Below are 14,623 nucleotides of genomic sequence, written 5' to 3' on the forward strand. Positions count from 1 at the left end.
TCAGCCGATGTGCCCGGCGTACTTTTCGAGCAACGCCCACATGTCGGGACCGAAGCGCTTCTTCCATTCTTCGTAGTAACCGGCCTGGCGAAGCGCCACGCGAAACGGCTTCGGGTCCACCTCGATGACCTGCATCTTTTTATCCTTGGCCAACACCCCGGCGAAGCGCGCTTCGAGCGCGACCACGTCCGCGCGTTGCGCAAGGGCGGATTCGTTGAGATTCCTCGATACGACCGCGCGCAGGTCTGCCGGGATCTGGTCCCAGGTCGCCTTATTGACGAGCGATAGCCAGCCGTCCCACATGTGGCGCGTGAGCGAAACCGACTTTTGCACTTCGTACAGCTTCGCGAAGTAGAAGGTGGTAAGCGGAAGCTCGGTGCCGTCTACCACCCGCGTCTGCAACGCGGAGTAAATCTCGTTCATGTTGATCGTGGTCGGCGATGCGCCGAAGGCTTCGAACAAAGAGATCCAGAGCCGGCCGGGCGGTACGCGCAGCTTGAAGCCCTTGAGATCTTCGGGCTTTCTCACCGCGATGGCGGACGACGTGATCTCCTTGAAACTTAGGTCCCATACCTTCTCCTGACAGAAGAGGCCGGCCGCCGAGATCCTGTCGCGCAACGCGGCGCCCAGGTCGCCGTCCATGGCCGCCCATATTTCCTTGTAGGAGGGAAAGGCAAAGCCAACACCGACGATCGCGCATTCGGGCACGAGCCGCGACAGGATCACGCTCGAGAGCGTGAACATGTCGAGCGCGCCGGAGCGTAACTGGCTGAGCATTTCCGTGTCCGAGCCAAGTTGACCGTCGGGGAAAAGCTGGATATCCACGGCGCCGTTGGTCTGTGTGCGAATGCGCGTGAACGCCTCGTTCAGCCTGACGTTGAGCGGATTCTCGATATTGACGTTAGTGCCGTATTTGAGCTTGATGGGCGCCGCGGCACGCGCGAGCCGAGGCATGGCGACGGCGGCGCACACTGCGGCGCCCGTTGTGAGCACGCGGCGGCGCGCCTGGGATTTCTTTGACATGGTCACGCTTGTCTCCTGCTATTTTGTTTTAGCGCCGCTTAGCACGGCTACCTGCAGCCAATTCTTGACGAATGTTCAGATGACGTTGAGCGCACGCAGTTCCGCGAGCCGGGCAGCGCCGATGCCGAGTAGCGAGTTGAGTACGCTGTCGGTATGCTCACTAAGTACGGGTCCGAGCCAGTTGACTTGTCCAGGCGTGCCACACAAGCGGGGGACAACATTGGCCATGGTCAGTTCGCCCACACGATCGTCCTTAACCGTCAGCAGATTGCCACGCTGCTGGTAGTGCGGGTCGTCGAAAATCTCGTCGATTGCATATACCGGACCGCAGGGAACCTGCGCCTTGTCGCAGGCGTCGATCACCTCCTTGAGCGTACCCGAGCGGGTCCATGCGGTGACGATCCGGTCAACCTCATCGCGATCCGCAAGGCGCTGTGCCATGGTCGCGTAGCGCTCGGGCGTCGCGAGTTCCGGCTGCAACATCAGCACCGCAAGCCGCTCGAAGAGCTTGTCCGTGGTGCACGCTATGGCTACCCACCGGCCATCGCGCGTTGGATAGTGACTGTGCGGCACGACAATGGCAGTGGCCGCGCCCATTCGCTGGCGAATGATCTTCTTCGCGCCGTAGGCCGGAACGAGTTCATCCAGGATGCGGAACATGCTCTCGTACAACGCGACGTCGACGACCTGGCCCTCGCCCGTGATGTCGCGCGCGCGCAAGGCGAGCAGCACGCCGATCGCGCCGAAGAGCCCGGAACCGTAGTCGGCGAGTGTCGCCGAGCCGGGCGTGACGGGTGGCCCGTCAGGATCGCCAGCGAGGAAAGACAGGCCGCTGAATGCGTTGGCGATGCGCCCGAAGCAGGGGCGGCCGGCGTACGGGCCGGTTTGTCCGTAGCCTGTTATGCGCAGCATGATGATGCGCGGGTTGATCGCCTTCAGGTCTTCGTATCCCAGCCCCCAGCTTTCGAGCGTGCCGGTCTGGAAGTTCTCGCACACCACGTCTGACTCTGCCACGAGTCGCTTAAACAGGTCAGCTCCCTCGGGCTTGCGCAAGTCAAGCGTGACGGATTTTTTGTTCCTTGCCTCGGTAAGCCAGGCAAAACTGTCGCCCGATGCCGACGCATTGCCAAGTCTCCTGCACGGGTCGCCAACATCCGGCAATTCGACCTTGATGACCTCTGCACCGAACTCGCCCAGCAAGGTGCTGGCGAACGGGGCAGCGAGAAAGGTGGCGGCATCGATCACGCGGATGCCTTGCATCGGCATGGTCTCGGCCACGGGGGACTGGGGCGATGTATTTAACGTCAAAATGAGACTCCTGAGGGTTTTGATTCAGACGTGTTCGGGCTTGCTGGCGCGCGTCGCGAGGCTGTGTCTTTCGATCAGCCGCTGGGCGCGGGACACGATGGGATAGTCGACGAATCCGCCCTCCACGCGAATTGCCGATATCCCGGCCGCTTCCGCCTGCCTGAAGGCATCGACGATCGCCCGTGCTTTCGCCACTTCGGCCTCGCTCGGAGTGAACACCTCGTTCACCACCGTCACCTGGTCCGGATAGATACAGAACTTGCCGCCGAAGCCGAGCGTGCGTACATGCACCGCGGAGCGCCTGAGACCTTCTATGTCGGCTATATCGACGTGGGCGGTGTCGATGGGCGGCGCGAGTCCCGCGGAGCGCGAGGCAACACACAGCCGGGAGCGGGCAAAAAGTAATTCTTGCTCGGCGGCGGTCCACTCCATGCCGAGATCGTTGACGTAATCGCCCGCGCCGAAAGCGAGGCGCTTGACACGCGCCGAGCATCGGGCGATCGCCTCGACGGTATCGAGTCCGCGTGCGGTTTCGATGATTGGCATGAGTTCGATCGCTCCGCTTTCCAGCCCGCGCTCACGCTCGAGTTGGCTGATGATCCAGTCGGCGATGGCAACATGTTCGGGGCCTTGCACCATCGGCAGGATCATGCCTCCGAGACCCGCGACGACGACGGCCTGGAAATCCGCGAAGGCATAAGGCGTGTCGAGCCCATTGATCCGCACGAACACGGGGCCATTGGTCAGACCTGCTATCACGCGGGCGGCGGTAGCGCGCGCCGTCGCTTTCTCGCTAGCAGCGACAGCGTCCTCCAGATCGAAGATCGCGGCGTCCGCACCGCATTGGGATACTTTGGCGAGATGTCGTTCGTTGGAAGCCGATGCAAAGAGTAGTGTGCGCACTAGTTGCTCCTCGCTTGCGGCGGCTGGCTATGCCGCAGGTTTACCCGCGATTGAGGTTGCATGTCTTGTCTCCATTCGTTTTAGGTCTTGGCGACCTTATGGTGATTGAAAAGTATCACCTGAAGGGGCAAAATAAAAGTGCATAAGGAACATACGGCTAATAACGTTTTTGCATGAGTAAGCGTGAATCCTAAAAATCTCCGGTCTTTCATGAAGGTGGTCGAGTTCGGCACGTTCAACCGCGCGGCGGGGCAGTTGCGCATTACGCAGCCGGCGCTGAGCCGCCGCATTAGTTCGCTCGAAGACGAGGTGAAGACCAAGCTATTCGACCGGCACGGCCATGGCGTCACGTTGACTGACGCGGGTATCGTGTTGAGGGATCATGCGGAGGGCCTGTTGCGCCATCTGGAGCAGGTGCAGTGTGAGTTGACGAGCCGAGCGTCTACGCCGAGCGGTAGCCTCTCGGTCGGACTGCCTGCGCCGTTCAGAAGCATCGTGTCCAGCACGCTGATACCGGCGTTCTGCCTGGAACACCCGCAGGTGAAGCTGCATATCTTCGAAAACACACCGCTCTTGATCTTCAACCTCCTGCAGGCGGGTTCGCTCGAACTTGGGGTGATTTCGGGCGAAGAGCCGCCTTCGGGCCTGACCTGTGACCCCTTTCTCACGGAGAGTCTCTTCCTGGTCGGCGCGACGAAGCACGGCCTGCAACTCGACTGCCCTGTGTCCGCGGCGCGCCTGCCCACACTGCCGCTCGTCCAGGCGCCATTTCCAAGTGCCGTGAGAACGCTGCTAGCGCGCTACTTCTCCGGCGGCGAGGCGCTCAGCTACAACGTCGAGGTTGACAGCTATCACCTGATGATCGACATCGCGGCATCAGGTCACAGCTTTACCATCCTGCCTTTCTCGGCTATTCGGGAGCATGTCCAGTCGGGACAGATATGCGCGGCTCCCATCGCCGAACTGCAAATGCATTGGGTTGTCGCACGTCCGGTCGAACGCCAGATTTCGGTCGCTGCGCGGCGCTTCGAGAACTCCCTACGGCGCCTGACGTATGAAGAGGTGCAGAGCGGTCGTTGGCTTAGCGCGAGTTACCACGACGCGCAATAGGCCCGCATTTTCAAAGTGAAGTGCGATAGGGATCAATGTCCAACACCGGAAGACGGGACTGGCCGACCCTCGTTTAAAAGCTGCGACTTCGAGCAGGCGAACGGAAAGATAGCGCAGTGGATAGGCATTCGAATCTGCACCGACATTGGTCCAACAAAGCCCCTTGGAAAGATGGCTGACCACCTTGCCGGGAAGAATGCCGGCCGTTGACCTAAGTTAGGTGAGGGGTGTGATCCGCGAGACAGGCGTGCGGCCTATGGCATCGCTTGGACGCCCGCATTGGAAGGCGCGTGCGTGTTCCACGGCGGCGGATCGAACAGCGCCGCTATCCAGTCGATGAAAGCCCGCGTCTTCGCGGGCTCGTGCCGCAGCGACGCGCGCACAATATTCAGCTTCTCATCCACCGCGCCGATCCATTCTGGCAGCACATGTACGAGGCGTCCGTCGCGCAGTTCGCGGCCGATGAGCCAATCGGTGGCGAGCATCACACCGGCGGAGCCGAGCGCGGCGTGGATGGCCGTGTCGATATCGTCCGTCGAGAGGCGCGAGCGGATTCGCACCGTCTGATGCGCATCTTTCTTGCGCAGATGCCTGAGATGCCAGACCGGATGCGTCATGAGCGGCGTGAAGCCAATGCATGCATGGCGCTGCAGATCGCGCGGCGTGTCAAGCGGGGGGTTTGCCGCGAGGTAGGCGGGCGACGCGCACAGCAGCCTGCGCATCGTGAGCAGCGGCTTGGCGACGAGACGGCTATCCTGCAACTCGCCGATCCGCACGCCGACGTCGTGCCTTCCTGCGATCAAGTCGACGAAGCTGTCTGTATAGTTGCATTCGACGTCCAGCAGCGGATAGCGCACGAGCAATTCGGGTAGACGCGGAGCGATCCATTTACGCCCGAAGCCAGCCGGCAGACTGATTCGTAACAGGCCGCTGGGTGTGGTCGAAAGCACACGGGCTTCCTCATGGGCGGCGCGGAGAATCGACAAGGCTTCGTCAGCCCGGTCGCGAAAACGCTGGCCGGCTTCGGTGGAGGAAACCCGCCGTGTAGATCGTTCGAGCAGGCGAATACCGATACGCGCCTCGAGCGCGGCGACACGGCGCGACACGACCGACCCGTCGCGCCCGAGTTGCCGCCCCGCAGCGGTGAAACTTCCCGTTTCAAGTACCGCGAGGAATGCGCCGATCTCGTCCGCCTCGATCCCATCCATTGCTGCGCCTCCTGCAAGAGTGTCGTGTTGCAACGGTGGATTATAGTGCCCGCCCGCTGTTACGCTGGTTGCTACTTAATTCAAGGAGCAATCAATGAACACGACCATGCGTGCCTATACGCTGGAAACCGGCAAGAACTACAAACTTGCACAGCGCGATATGGGAGTTCCCAGCCCGCAAGCCGACGAGGTCTTGATCCGCGTGCATGCCGCTGGCCTGAACTATCTGGATCTAATGGTTGCATGGGGACGCTTGGGCGCAGTCGACGCGGCGTTCGTGCCAGGCACTGATGGAGCCGGAGAAATTGTGGCTGTCGGCGAGCGCGTGCGCGGCTGGCGGGAGGGAGATCGCGTGATTGCCGGATCGATCGTGGACTGGGCGGCGGGACCGCTCACGCGCGAAGCCGGCAAGCGGCTTCGTGGCGTTTCGATGCCAGGGTCGCTTGCGGCCTTTGCGGTCGTCCCCGCGACTGCACTCGTGCGTATTCCGGATGCGCTGCCCTACGTGCAGGCCGCGACATTACCGATTGCGGCGACCACCGCGTGGAATGCGATCGTTGCGGGGAACGTGCGGCCCGGATCAACGGTCGCGTTGCTCGGCACTGGCGGTGTGAGCCTTTTTGCGCTGCAGTTTGCGAAAGCGGCGGGCGCGCGCGTTTTCATCTCATCGTCGTCGGACCAGAAACTTGCGCAAGCGCGCACGCTCGGCGCCGATGAAACCATAAACTACCGTACGACGCCAGCCTGGGATGAGGTGTTGCTCGCAGCCACCGACGGTCGGGGGGCCGACCTGGTCGTCGAGACCGTGGGCGGCGACTCGTTCAAGCGCTCAGTCAACGCGTCGGCGATAGGCGGCACGCTATACTCCGTCGGTTTTGTCGGTGGAATGGATGCGTCGTTTCCACTGCTGGATGTGATGGCGAAGACGTTACGCATCATCGGCAGCCAGACGGGATCAACGGCTAATCTCGCGGACGCGGTGCGCGCGCTTGCACAATCGGCTATCGAACCGGTTATTGACCGAGTATTCCCTTTCTCGAATGCACAGGATGCCTATGCATATCTGGAAAAGGGTGGACACTTCGGCAAGGTAGTGATCGATGTCGATGCATCTTTGGGGGACAAATGACCTAAACGTCACCGCAGCGAAGCATCAATTTGTACAAGCGAACGCGGTATAGGCGAGCAAGGATGTATGCGCGCGCTAACCGCTTTTCGCAAAGGCGACAATGTATAGTCATCCGCCTCTGAATCTGGGGTGGGCGGGTTTGGCGGGCCAAGGGTTCGCTACGCCGGGCTTCCGCCCGCCCTTGACCCACGAACCCGCCCACTTCAAATTCAAAGTAGGCTGTATAGCTTGGCCTATATCTATGGGTGCGCTTGATGTTAAAACCTGTAAGACTGGTAGTTGCCCCGATCGCGGTGGTGTTGTCTGGTTTTGCTGTGGCGGCGGAGCGGCCAGCGCCAAGTTATTTGCCGGCGTCAGTTGCCGCGGCGCTCGAGAATGCGCCTGCAATCGTAGAAGGTGCTTCGGGCAAAAACGTCAAATCGACGATCTATGTCTTTATGGACCCCAACTGCATCTTCTGTCATTACGCGTGGAAGGCGTTCCAACCGTACGAAGCTGCCGGGTTGCAGGTGCGTTGGATCCCGATAGGCTTCCTGAAACCGGATTCGCCAGGCAAGGCCGCTGCGTTACTTCAGGCGCAGAACGGTCCGGCTTTGATGCGAGAACTTGAGACTAAATTCTCCGAGAAGGACGAGTCCGGTGGTATCAAGCCATTGGAAAAGGTGCCGTCGGCGACGCAATCGAAGCTGGACCGCAATGCAAAGATATTTCATCACCTTGGCTTTGATGGTACGCCGACGATCATCTATATGACGAGCGGCCCCCGGTGGGCTGATGTCAGCGGCTTGCCGCCTTTGAGCTCATTGCCGACCATGCTGAATTTGCCGGAACAACCGATTATCGATCCGTCTTTGCAACGGTTCCGCTAAAAGTCATTCGCACGTAGTGTGAAAACGGCTGTGCCGCGGTTCACGGTCCGCTTCGAGGATCGCTTCCCTTCGGACTGAACCTATGGTTTGCAACGGGTTTTTGCTTCGGTATGCGTCAGTCGCAATCGGCTGAGAGTGGCCGATTCTGTTCGCAAGGACTTCCCCTCAGAGTCAAGTTTGGGGTTAAGTTTTCTCACGCTGGCGGTTCCGTAGTGATGGCCATGCAGGTGGTCCAGTCGTTTGCGCGGTCATGACACATCTCCGGTTTTTCCCACTGCTGTGTGCGATGCAATTCCAGGAATAGACTGCGTCTTTGCAAACGGCCTTGGTGCCCTTTATGTCGGGCGGGCCACGATATGAGCCGCACAGGAGAACCCTGTTTGAAAAACCGGCGATCAGGCATGGGGCCGTGACCCGCATGCAGTTGTGAGTCGCCAAGAATCGTCGGGTTCTTCTCCCGTTCGGTCCGACCTCGTCTTGCTATCGCGTTGAGCGGTAATTGAGTTTCAGGGCAATCAGGTCATGTTGCTGTGGGTGATACAGATGGCAATGGTGGGTTCATGGGATGGCGCTGCCAGGCATTAGCGTCGTAGCGCTCGTCCTTGGCGAGCATCGCCCAAAGCATTCTCGCGTGCTTGTTTGCAATCGCGATCAGCGTCTTGTAATAGCCTTTGCGTTCGTGAAGCTGCCTGATCCATCGTTGCAGGCGGCCTGCGTGCGTGGGGTCGGCACGCAGTGCCGACTGCAACGTACTTCGGGCTCCCTGGACAAGCAGCGTTCGCAGATAGACGTTTCCGCGCAGGCTGATGTGACCCAGCCGCGTCTTGCCACCCGAGCTGTGCTGGCGTGGGGTTAGGCCAAGCCAGGCGCCAAATTGTCGGCCATTTCTGAAGACCTTCGCATCGGGAACTGCCGCGGCCTGCGCACTTGCGGTCACCGGGCCGACGCCGAGGAGCTCGCTGGCACGCCGTGCAACGTCGCTGCTCCTCGCGTGAGCGGCAATCTGCCTGTCGCAGGCGTCGTTCGACGGAATTCTGTCAATCCGGAATCGCTGTACAGCAAGGAAGGGCCGATCCGAGTTGACCTTGGCGTTCATTCCAAACCCCGAAACCAGCTGACGGGAAGAATTCGGATTTCTACCAACGATTCGTAGCCGCTCCCGCTTCGGTATCTTCAATATCGATTTTCTTCCATTTAGTCGAGTTTATACACGACCTATGGAAGACGAAAAATTTCAGGGAACCTCAGGGTTTGGTTGCGCTTGCTGCCGAGCGCCATCACGACAGCAAGCAGAACATTCGCATTCTGATTGCATTTGGTCAGCTGGGAAAGTCCGTTGCCTCCGATGACGTCGTTCGACGGAATTCTGTCAATCCGGAATCCATGTACGCCAGGAAGGGCCGGGTCGAGTTGACCGATTTATGCCCACTCGGGCCGACATGATTTTGTCAATTCACATCAGTGCGACATAAATCTGTCAATTGGCGTTCATCCCAAATCCCGAAGTCAAACGATGAGAAGAATTCGAATCCCTACCGAAGTTGCGAAGCTATCTCGATGCAGTTATCGCGTATCTGGCCTGACGAGCCCGGGAGGACCGGGATCGCTTCATATTAAAAGTTGGTGCTCAAGAGGCCTAAATCAGGAAGCTGCTGGCGGCATTTTCCTACGCGCAGGATGCAGAAATGCCGAACGGTCACGCTACGGTATGAAGAGCAACCACTATGCTTAAACAGATGACTTCTAATTTTTTGGCCTACCTGTATCCCATATTTTCTTTGCGGAAGGACGGCTCGAGCATCCCACGAAGTCCGTATTCGAGACCAATGTTATTCGTTAATTTGTATAACTAAGTAATCGATTAGCTGTGGAGGCTATCGAAGATGCTGCGTCAATACCAGTAATTTTTTGTGGCGTGATGCCCGTTCCTAAGTTGAATCCGACGCCATGCAGGAGGGAATGGCGCTTCGCAATCACCCTGTGAAGCATACGGCGAGGCGTCGAAGAGGAGGCTCCGTAATTCGCTTTCGTCAAATAGCCCTTTAGGGAAAACCCGCTGCGCACAAACGGAGTTTAGCTCCAAAACCGCGAGTTGACGGATTTATACGCGTAGTGTTGACGAAATTATGTCGGTCTACGAGCGCGGGAAGTCGAGCACCTGGCAAACCCGTTGCAATCCAAAGGGCTTGCCGACGCTTACGGAGATCTCGTGGCTCATGTCGATGATCTCCGAGCGCTCAACGGGCGACGGGCCTGCCGCTCGCGGTCTTTGTTCAAAATCTCGATTGTCATCGTGAGCTCGCCGACGCGCCGGACGGCCTCGTTGAGTTGGGCTTCCAACGGATCGCTAGTGCGTGCCTTCAGGCCTGCCTCCATGCCCGCCAGAGCCTGTTTACGCCAGCATTCAAGCTCGGCGATCGTCACGCCAACTTCGCGCGACACGGCATCGACGGGTTCGCCGCGCAGCAATCGAAGCACCACGCCACGTTTGCGCCCGGTCGACCAGCGTTTGACTTCGGCGGCGCCAGAGGCGTTTCCAGTCGCGCTACGCGCGCCTTCCAGCGCCTCTGGCGCAACTGCATTCGCATCAACTTTCTTCAAGATGAACTACTCCAGTTTGGAACACATGTTTTACCCTAAATCTGTGTCCAGAAAAACCGGAGGCGCCGCACCCTTAACAGATCTATTTCCTCCTTAGGTTCATGCAGCGGCCGAGTTTGTCCTGGCCCGTCGTTCGAAAGGATTCTTTCGATCGGAACCTTTACCCAGCGGTGCGAGCAGGCGTCGACGCGTGAGTCCTTTTTAACTTAAGTGGAGCCGCGCCACTTACGTTAGTTGAAGGCTCGAAAACTATTGCAACGGGGCTTCATGTGGACATGATATATCTCGGTCTACGTCCAACAAGGAGATAACCCCGCAGGAGCCATGACCCTTGAACATGGCAGCCATGACGATAATTCGTTTGCGAGCGTTTTTTTGCGAACCTAAATTCAGTTTGCGCGCTGGACATCACCCGGCGGCATCCTCACCACGGAGCCGATAGTGCCATCGATTAAACCAGGCAGAAGACAAGTCATCAAGTCACTGGGTGCCGCGATTGCGGTCTCGGCGTTACCGGCACCGTTTATTTCAGCGCGCGCGCAAACAGAGAAGTTCAATGGTACGACGCTGCGCCTCCTTACGTGGTCCGACGACACCGGGCTCGCGGCGCTCAAGAATATCGCTGCGACGTTCACAGCCAAGACCGGTGCAAAAGTTATCGCGGATCGCGCCGATGGCACCTCCGGAATGGTGGCTAAACTGAAAGCGGCCGGCGACAAGCCCCAATATGATGTCATCACGCTCGCGGGCGTGGGTGCATCCGGTCTCGCTGATGCCGGCTTGCTGACCATGCCGGATCCCGCGAAGCTGCCGAATCTGAAGGACGTGCCAGCGGCATATCGTTCTGGCGCGAATGGCTTTGGCGTAGGCTATCTGCTATGGACCGATGGCCTGATCTACAGCACGTCAACCTTTAAGCAGGCGCCCAACAGCTACGAAGTCATGTGGGACCCGAAATACGCCGGACGCATTTTTTTGCCGCCTCCCGAGTGGGTCGAAGCGGTTGATACGGCGATCATCGCTGCTCGGCTCGCGGGCGGTTCTCAGCAAAACATTGATCCAGGTTTCAAGAAGCTCGCAGAGCTGAAAGACCGCGTGATGACGCTCGGCGAGAATCCCAATCAAGTGGCGGACCTGTTTCGCACAGGCTCTTTGGATATCGGCGGCATCTATTCGCCAGCATTTTTCCCTGATGCAATTCGTAAGCCCGAATACAAGATGGGCGTGACGTATGGAATGAAAGAAGGGTTTGCAGCGCAACTTATGTTCACGGTGATTCCGAAGGCGCATCCCGGCGATATCGACCTGATCCACGCGTTTATCAACCATTCGCTCGATGCAGGGGTGCAGGGCAAGATGGCTGCCGACGTACTGAACGGGCCAGTGAATTCGAAAGCCGTGATCGCGCCGCAAAGCCTCGCGCTCGTGCCAAGCCCGAAGTTGATCGCGGAAAAAGCTATTCTTCACGACGATAAATCGCTCGCCGCCGTCCAGGAAGCTTGGATCAAGCGTTATACGGAGATTTTCTCGGCATGACGGCGGCGCCGTCTCGCGCTGAGCTATCTATCGCGCGCCGGACGGCGCAGATGAGCGCGTCCGCGTCCAACAGGCGCGCGTGGCTGCTGCTGATGCCGATCCTGCTATTCCTCGCCGTGCTGCTCGCCGCAGCACTTGTCGTGGTGCGCATGAGTTTCGGCGTACGCGCGGAAGACGGGCATGGTTTCACGCTGGAAAATTATATAGCGCTGGCCGAACCCTACTTTATGCGGTCGATGTGGCTCACTGTGCGGCTCGCCGCTGAAAGTACGGTGATAGCCGTGCTCCTGGCGGTACCCGTCGCGCTCGCCATGTCGCGCGTCGAATCGCGCATCGCGCGACGTCTGCTGTTGGCCGGCGTCCTGCTGCCGTTGCTCGTGAACCTGCTTCTGCAAGGCTATGGCTGGCTCGTAATTCTTGGGCCGGCGGGATTACTAAACCGCTTGCTGATGGCGCTGCACATCACACATCGGCCGTTGCTATGGTTGTATCGCGAGCAAGGCGTCTTGCTCGGGTTGATTCAGACTGCGTTTCCGCTGGCCGTTCTGCCGTTGTCGAGCGCGTTCAAAGCAATTTCGAGGTCGTATGAAGAAGCGGCTGCCACATTGGGTGCGAGCCGCCTGCAAGTCCTTCGCGATATTATTTTGCCGCTCGCTGCGCCGGGCCTTGTTTCAGGCGCGATGCTCGTATTCGCATATAACATGAGCGCGTTCGCTGTACCGTTGTTGCTCGGAGGCCGGCGCGTACCAATGCTCGCGCTGCTCGTGCACGATCAGGTTGCACCGCTGCTGAACTGGCCAGGTGCGTCTGCATCGGGCGTTGCTCTGATGGTCGTCGCGCTCGCCGTGGCGTCGTCTTCGCGGCGCTTGGCCAGGCGTGTTCACGGCTGGCTCGGAGTCGACCGGTGAGCGTGTTGCTCTCCCGCCGCCTGCCTGGGGAACTGGGGCGCGCGACCAGCGTGTTTGCCACGATCGTACTCTTTCTGGCCGCGGCGCCAATCCTCACGATGATCGTGATGTCCTTCGGCGTCTCCGGCACGCTCCAATTTCCGCCTGCCGAATTTAGTTTCAAGTGGTATCGCGCTGCGTGGCAAACCTTTGTCTCACCGGATGCTACCGATGTTCTGTCAATCGGCGAAGCGCTGCGCACGAGCTTAACAGTCGCGGTATCAACCATGATCATTGCAATTGTGGTGTCCGTACCTGCCGCGTACGCATTGAACCGCTACACCTTTCGCGGCAAGGATCTAGTCGAGCAACTGGTTGCGATGCCGCTCGTCTATCCGATGGTCATGCTGGGACTCTCGCTCCTGCTCGTGTTCAATGCCCTCCCGGTTGAGCTGGGCATTGGCCGGCTCATCATCGCGCATGTGATTCTGGCGTTGCCCTTCACGGTGAAGAATTGTGCGGCATCGGTGGCAAATATCGGCGCCGAATTCGAGGAGGCGGCCACGGTTATGGGCGCATCGCCGCTGCGTGCGTTAGTCGATGTGATCCTGCCTCTAATGCGCCCCGGCATTCTCGCTGGCATGTTATTCGCATTCATCGTGTCGTTCAACGAATTCACGGTGACATTCTTTCTATACAACATCGACACGATGACGCTGCCCGTCTGGCTCTACAGCCGTACGGTTTCGTCTCTGGATCCGACAGTTTTTTCATTTGCAGTTTTCATCGTGCTGATCGATTTCGCGCTGATCTGGCTCCTTGAAAAACTGGTCGGCGATGCCGGTGTCGCGATCTGACTCAATGCCACTTTCATCCAGGAGGCCGTGATGAGCGATCTAAATATTCAGCATGTATCGAAGTATTTCGGCGCGGCTACTGCGCTTGATGACATCAACCTGAACCTTCCAGATGGCAAGCTCGTCTGTTTTCTTGGCCCGTCAGGGTGCGGCAAGACAACCTTGCTGCGTCTGATTGCGGGCCTCGATACTCCCGACGAAGGTAGTCTACGTTTCGGTGACCGCGAGATCACGAATGTTCCCGCGAATCGCCGCAATTTTGGCATGGTCTTTCAATCACTCGCGCTTTTTCCACACATGACGGTAGCGGCGAACATTGCCTATCCGTTGCGACTGCGTAAGCTCGACAAAGCAGCGCAAACGCAGCGTGTGAACGAGATGCTGGAAATGATTCAGCTGCCACATATGGCGCAAAGACCTGTGGCGCAACTGTCCGGCGGTCAGCGGCAGCGCGTTGCAATTGCCCGCGCGATCGCGTCGTCGCCGCGTCTGTTGCTGCTTGACGAACCGCTTTCCGCGCTCGACGCAAAACTGCGCGAAGCCATGCAAATTGAGATCCGCCGACTCCAGCAACGCCTGGGTATTTCGATGATCATGGTCACGCACGATCAGCGTGAAGCAATGACAATGGCCGACCAGATCGTCGTCATGGGGGAGGGCGCATCGCGCAGATCGGTAGCCCGCTCGATATCTATCGGAATCCGGTTAACGAGTTCGTGGCTGATTTCATCGGTCTAGGAAATCTGCTGCCGGTCACGGCTGACACGCCTGGCACTGTGCGGCTAACAGGAGGACAACCGGTCGTGGTGAATAACGTCGTGCCAGCAGGCGCGTCATCGCTCAGGTTGCTCATCCGACCCGAGGACGTCCGCCTGCGAAGCAATTCGGAATCGTGTGGTCCAAATCGGCTGGAAGGCCGCGTCACGTTCATTCGCGATGTCGGTGCGTCGCTTGAGGCCACCGTCGATTGCGCCGGGGTCGTGTTCACGGCGGCGACTACGTCTTGCACAACCCCGGTCTTATCCTCGGCGCGCACGTGATCGTGGATTTGCCAGTGAAATCGTGCAAGCTCGTCGCTGCGTGATTACGGTTGATCTGCTTTCGGTGTTGTCGATTTAAGCAGACTCTCGAGCGCGGGAGTCGTGAATGGTTAATACTGCGATGCGGCGGATTTCGCGCGGAGGCATTGTCA

General features: G+C 59.0%; 11 protein-coding genes and 2 pseudogenes. 7 read left to right on the forward strand and 6 right to left on the reverse strand.

What is annotated here, in order from left to right:
- The 3 genes from AXG89_RS23850 to AXG89_RS23860 all read right to left on the reverse strand — a co-directional run bounded on the left by AXG89_RS23850 (position 1) and on the right by AXG89_RS23860 (position 3,234).
- Positions 1-1,023 carry a TRAP transporter substrate-binding protein gene (locus tag AXG89_RS23850; RefSeq protein ID WP_062172937.1) on the reverse strand — a complete coding sequence of 341 codons (1,023 nt, stop codon included), beginning with the start codon at positions 1,021-1,023 and terminating at the stop codon, positions 1-3.
- Between the two features lie 75 nt (positions 1,024-1,098).
- A complete protein-coding gene (locus AXG89_RS23855; RefSeq protein WP_062172940.1) occupies positions 1,099-2,331 on the reverse strand; it encodes a CaiB/BaiF CoA transferase family protein in 1,233 nt (410 codons plus the stop codon).
- Between the two features lie 24 nt (positions 2,332-2,355).
- Positions 2,356-3,234 (reverse strand): HpcH/HpaI aldolase/citrate lyase family protein, encoded by an 879-nt coding sequence (locus AXG89_RS23860; protein WP_062172941.1) that lies wholly within the window; start codon positions 3,232-3,234, stop codon positions 2,356-2,358.
- Positions 3,235-3,417: 183 nt separating this feature from the next.
- On the opposite strand from AXG89_RS23860, the gene AXG89_RS23865 reads away from it, so the two are divergent.
- On the forward strand, positions 3,418-4,344 hold the full coding sequence (locus tag AXG89_RS23865; protein WP_162916120.1) for a LysR family transcriptional regulator: 927 nt from the start codon (positions 3,418-3,420) through the stop codon (positions 4,342-4,344).
- Between the two features lie 254 nt (positions 4,345-4,598).
- Here the strand turns inward: AXG89_RS23865 and AXG89_RS23870 are convergent, their stop codons facing one another.
- Complete coding sequence (locus tag AXG89_RS23870) at positions 4,599-5,552, reverse strand: LysR family transcriptional regulator (RefSeq protein ID WP_069638431.1); 954 nt, start codon at positions 5,550-5,552, stop codon at positions 4,599-4,601.
- A 94-nt stretch (positions 5,553-5,646) separates the two neighbouring features.
- On the opposite strand from AXG89_RS23870, the gene AXG89_RS23875 reads away from it, so the two are divergent.
- Together AXG89_RS23875 and AXG89_RS23880 are read left to right on the forward strand one after the other, a co-directional pair.
- On the forward strand, positions 5,647-6,681 hold the full coding sequence (locus AXG89_RS23875; protein ID WP_236873537.1) for a zinc-dependent alcohol dehydrogenase family protein: 1,035 nt from the start codon (positions 5,647-5,649) through the stop codon (positions 6,679-6,681).
- A gap of 254 nt (positions 6,682-6,935) precedes the next feature.
- Positions 6,936-7,550 (forward strand): thioredoxin fold domain-containing protein, encoded by a 615-nt coding sequence (locus AXG89_RS23880; protein ID WP_082771589.1) that lies wholly within the window; start codon positions 6,936-6,938, stop codon positions 7,548-7,550.
- A gap of 520 nt (positions 7,551-8,070) precedes the next feature.
- Here the strand turns inward: AXG89_RS23880 and AXG89_RS23885 are convergent.
- Together AXG89_RS23885 and AXG89_RS23895 are read right to left on the reverse strand one after the other, a co-directional pair.
- A pseudogene (locus tag AXG89_RS23885) lies at positions 8,071-8,517 on the reverse strand (transposase); the annotation flags it as partial.
- Between the two features lie 1,247 nt (positions 8,518-9,764).
- On the reverse strand, positions 9,765-10,151 hold the full coding sequence (locus AXG89_RS23895; protein WP_062173208.1) for a transposase: 387 nt from the start codon (positions 10,149-10,151) through the stop codon (positions 9,765-9,767).
- A gap of 441 nt (positions 10,152-10,592) precedes the next feature.
- Between AXG89_RS23895 and AXG89_RS23900 the strand changes: the two genes are divergently transcribed.
- The 4 genes and pseudogenes from AXG89_RS23900 (at position 10,593) to AXG89_RS23915 (ending at position 14,515) form a co-directional block, all read left to right on the forward strand.
- Complete coding sequence (locus AXG89_RS23900) at positions 10,593-11,687, forward strand: ABC transporter substrate-binding protein (RefSeq protein ID WP_062173211.1); 1,095 nt, start codon at positions 10,593-10,595, stop codon at positions 11,685-11,687.
- A gap of 50 nt (positions 11,688-11,737) precedes the next feature.
- Positions 11,738-12,595, forward strand: coding sequence for an ABC transporter permease (locus AXG89_RS23905; RefSeq protein WP_236873539.1), 858 nt, complete (start codon positions 11,738-11,740; stop codon positions 12,593-12,595).
- Complete coding sequence (locus AXG89_RS23910; protein ID WP_205583092.1) at positions 12,592-13,431, forward strand: ABC transporter permease; 840 nt, start codon at positions 12,592-12,594, stop codon at positions 13,429-13,431. The genes AXG89_RS23905 and AXG89_RS23910 overlap by 4 nt, the downstream gene beginning before the upstream one ends.
- 30 nt (positions 13,432-13,461) lie before the next feature.
- A pseudogene (locus AXG89_RS23915) lies at positions 13,462-14,515 on the forward strand (ABC transporter ATP-binding protein).
- The last annotated feature ends 108 nt before the right edge of the window (positions 14,516-14,623 follow it).

It is taken from the genome of Burkholderia sp. PAMC 26561, from assembly GCF_001557535.2.
Taxonomy (GTDB): Bacteria; Pseudomonadota; Gammaproteobacteria; order Burkholderiales; family Burkholderiaceae; genus Caballeronia.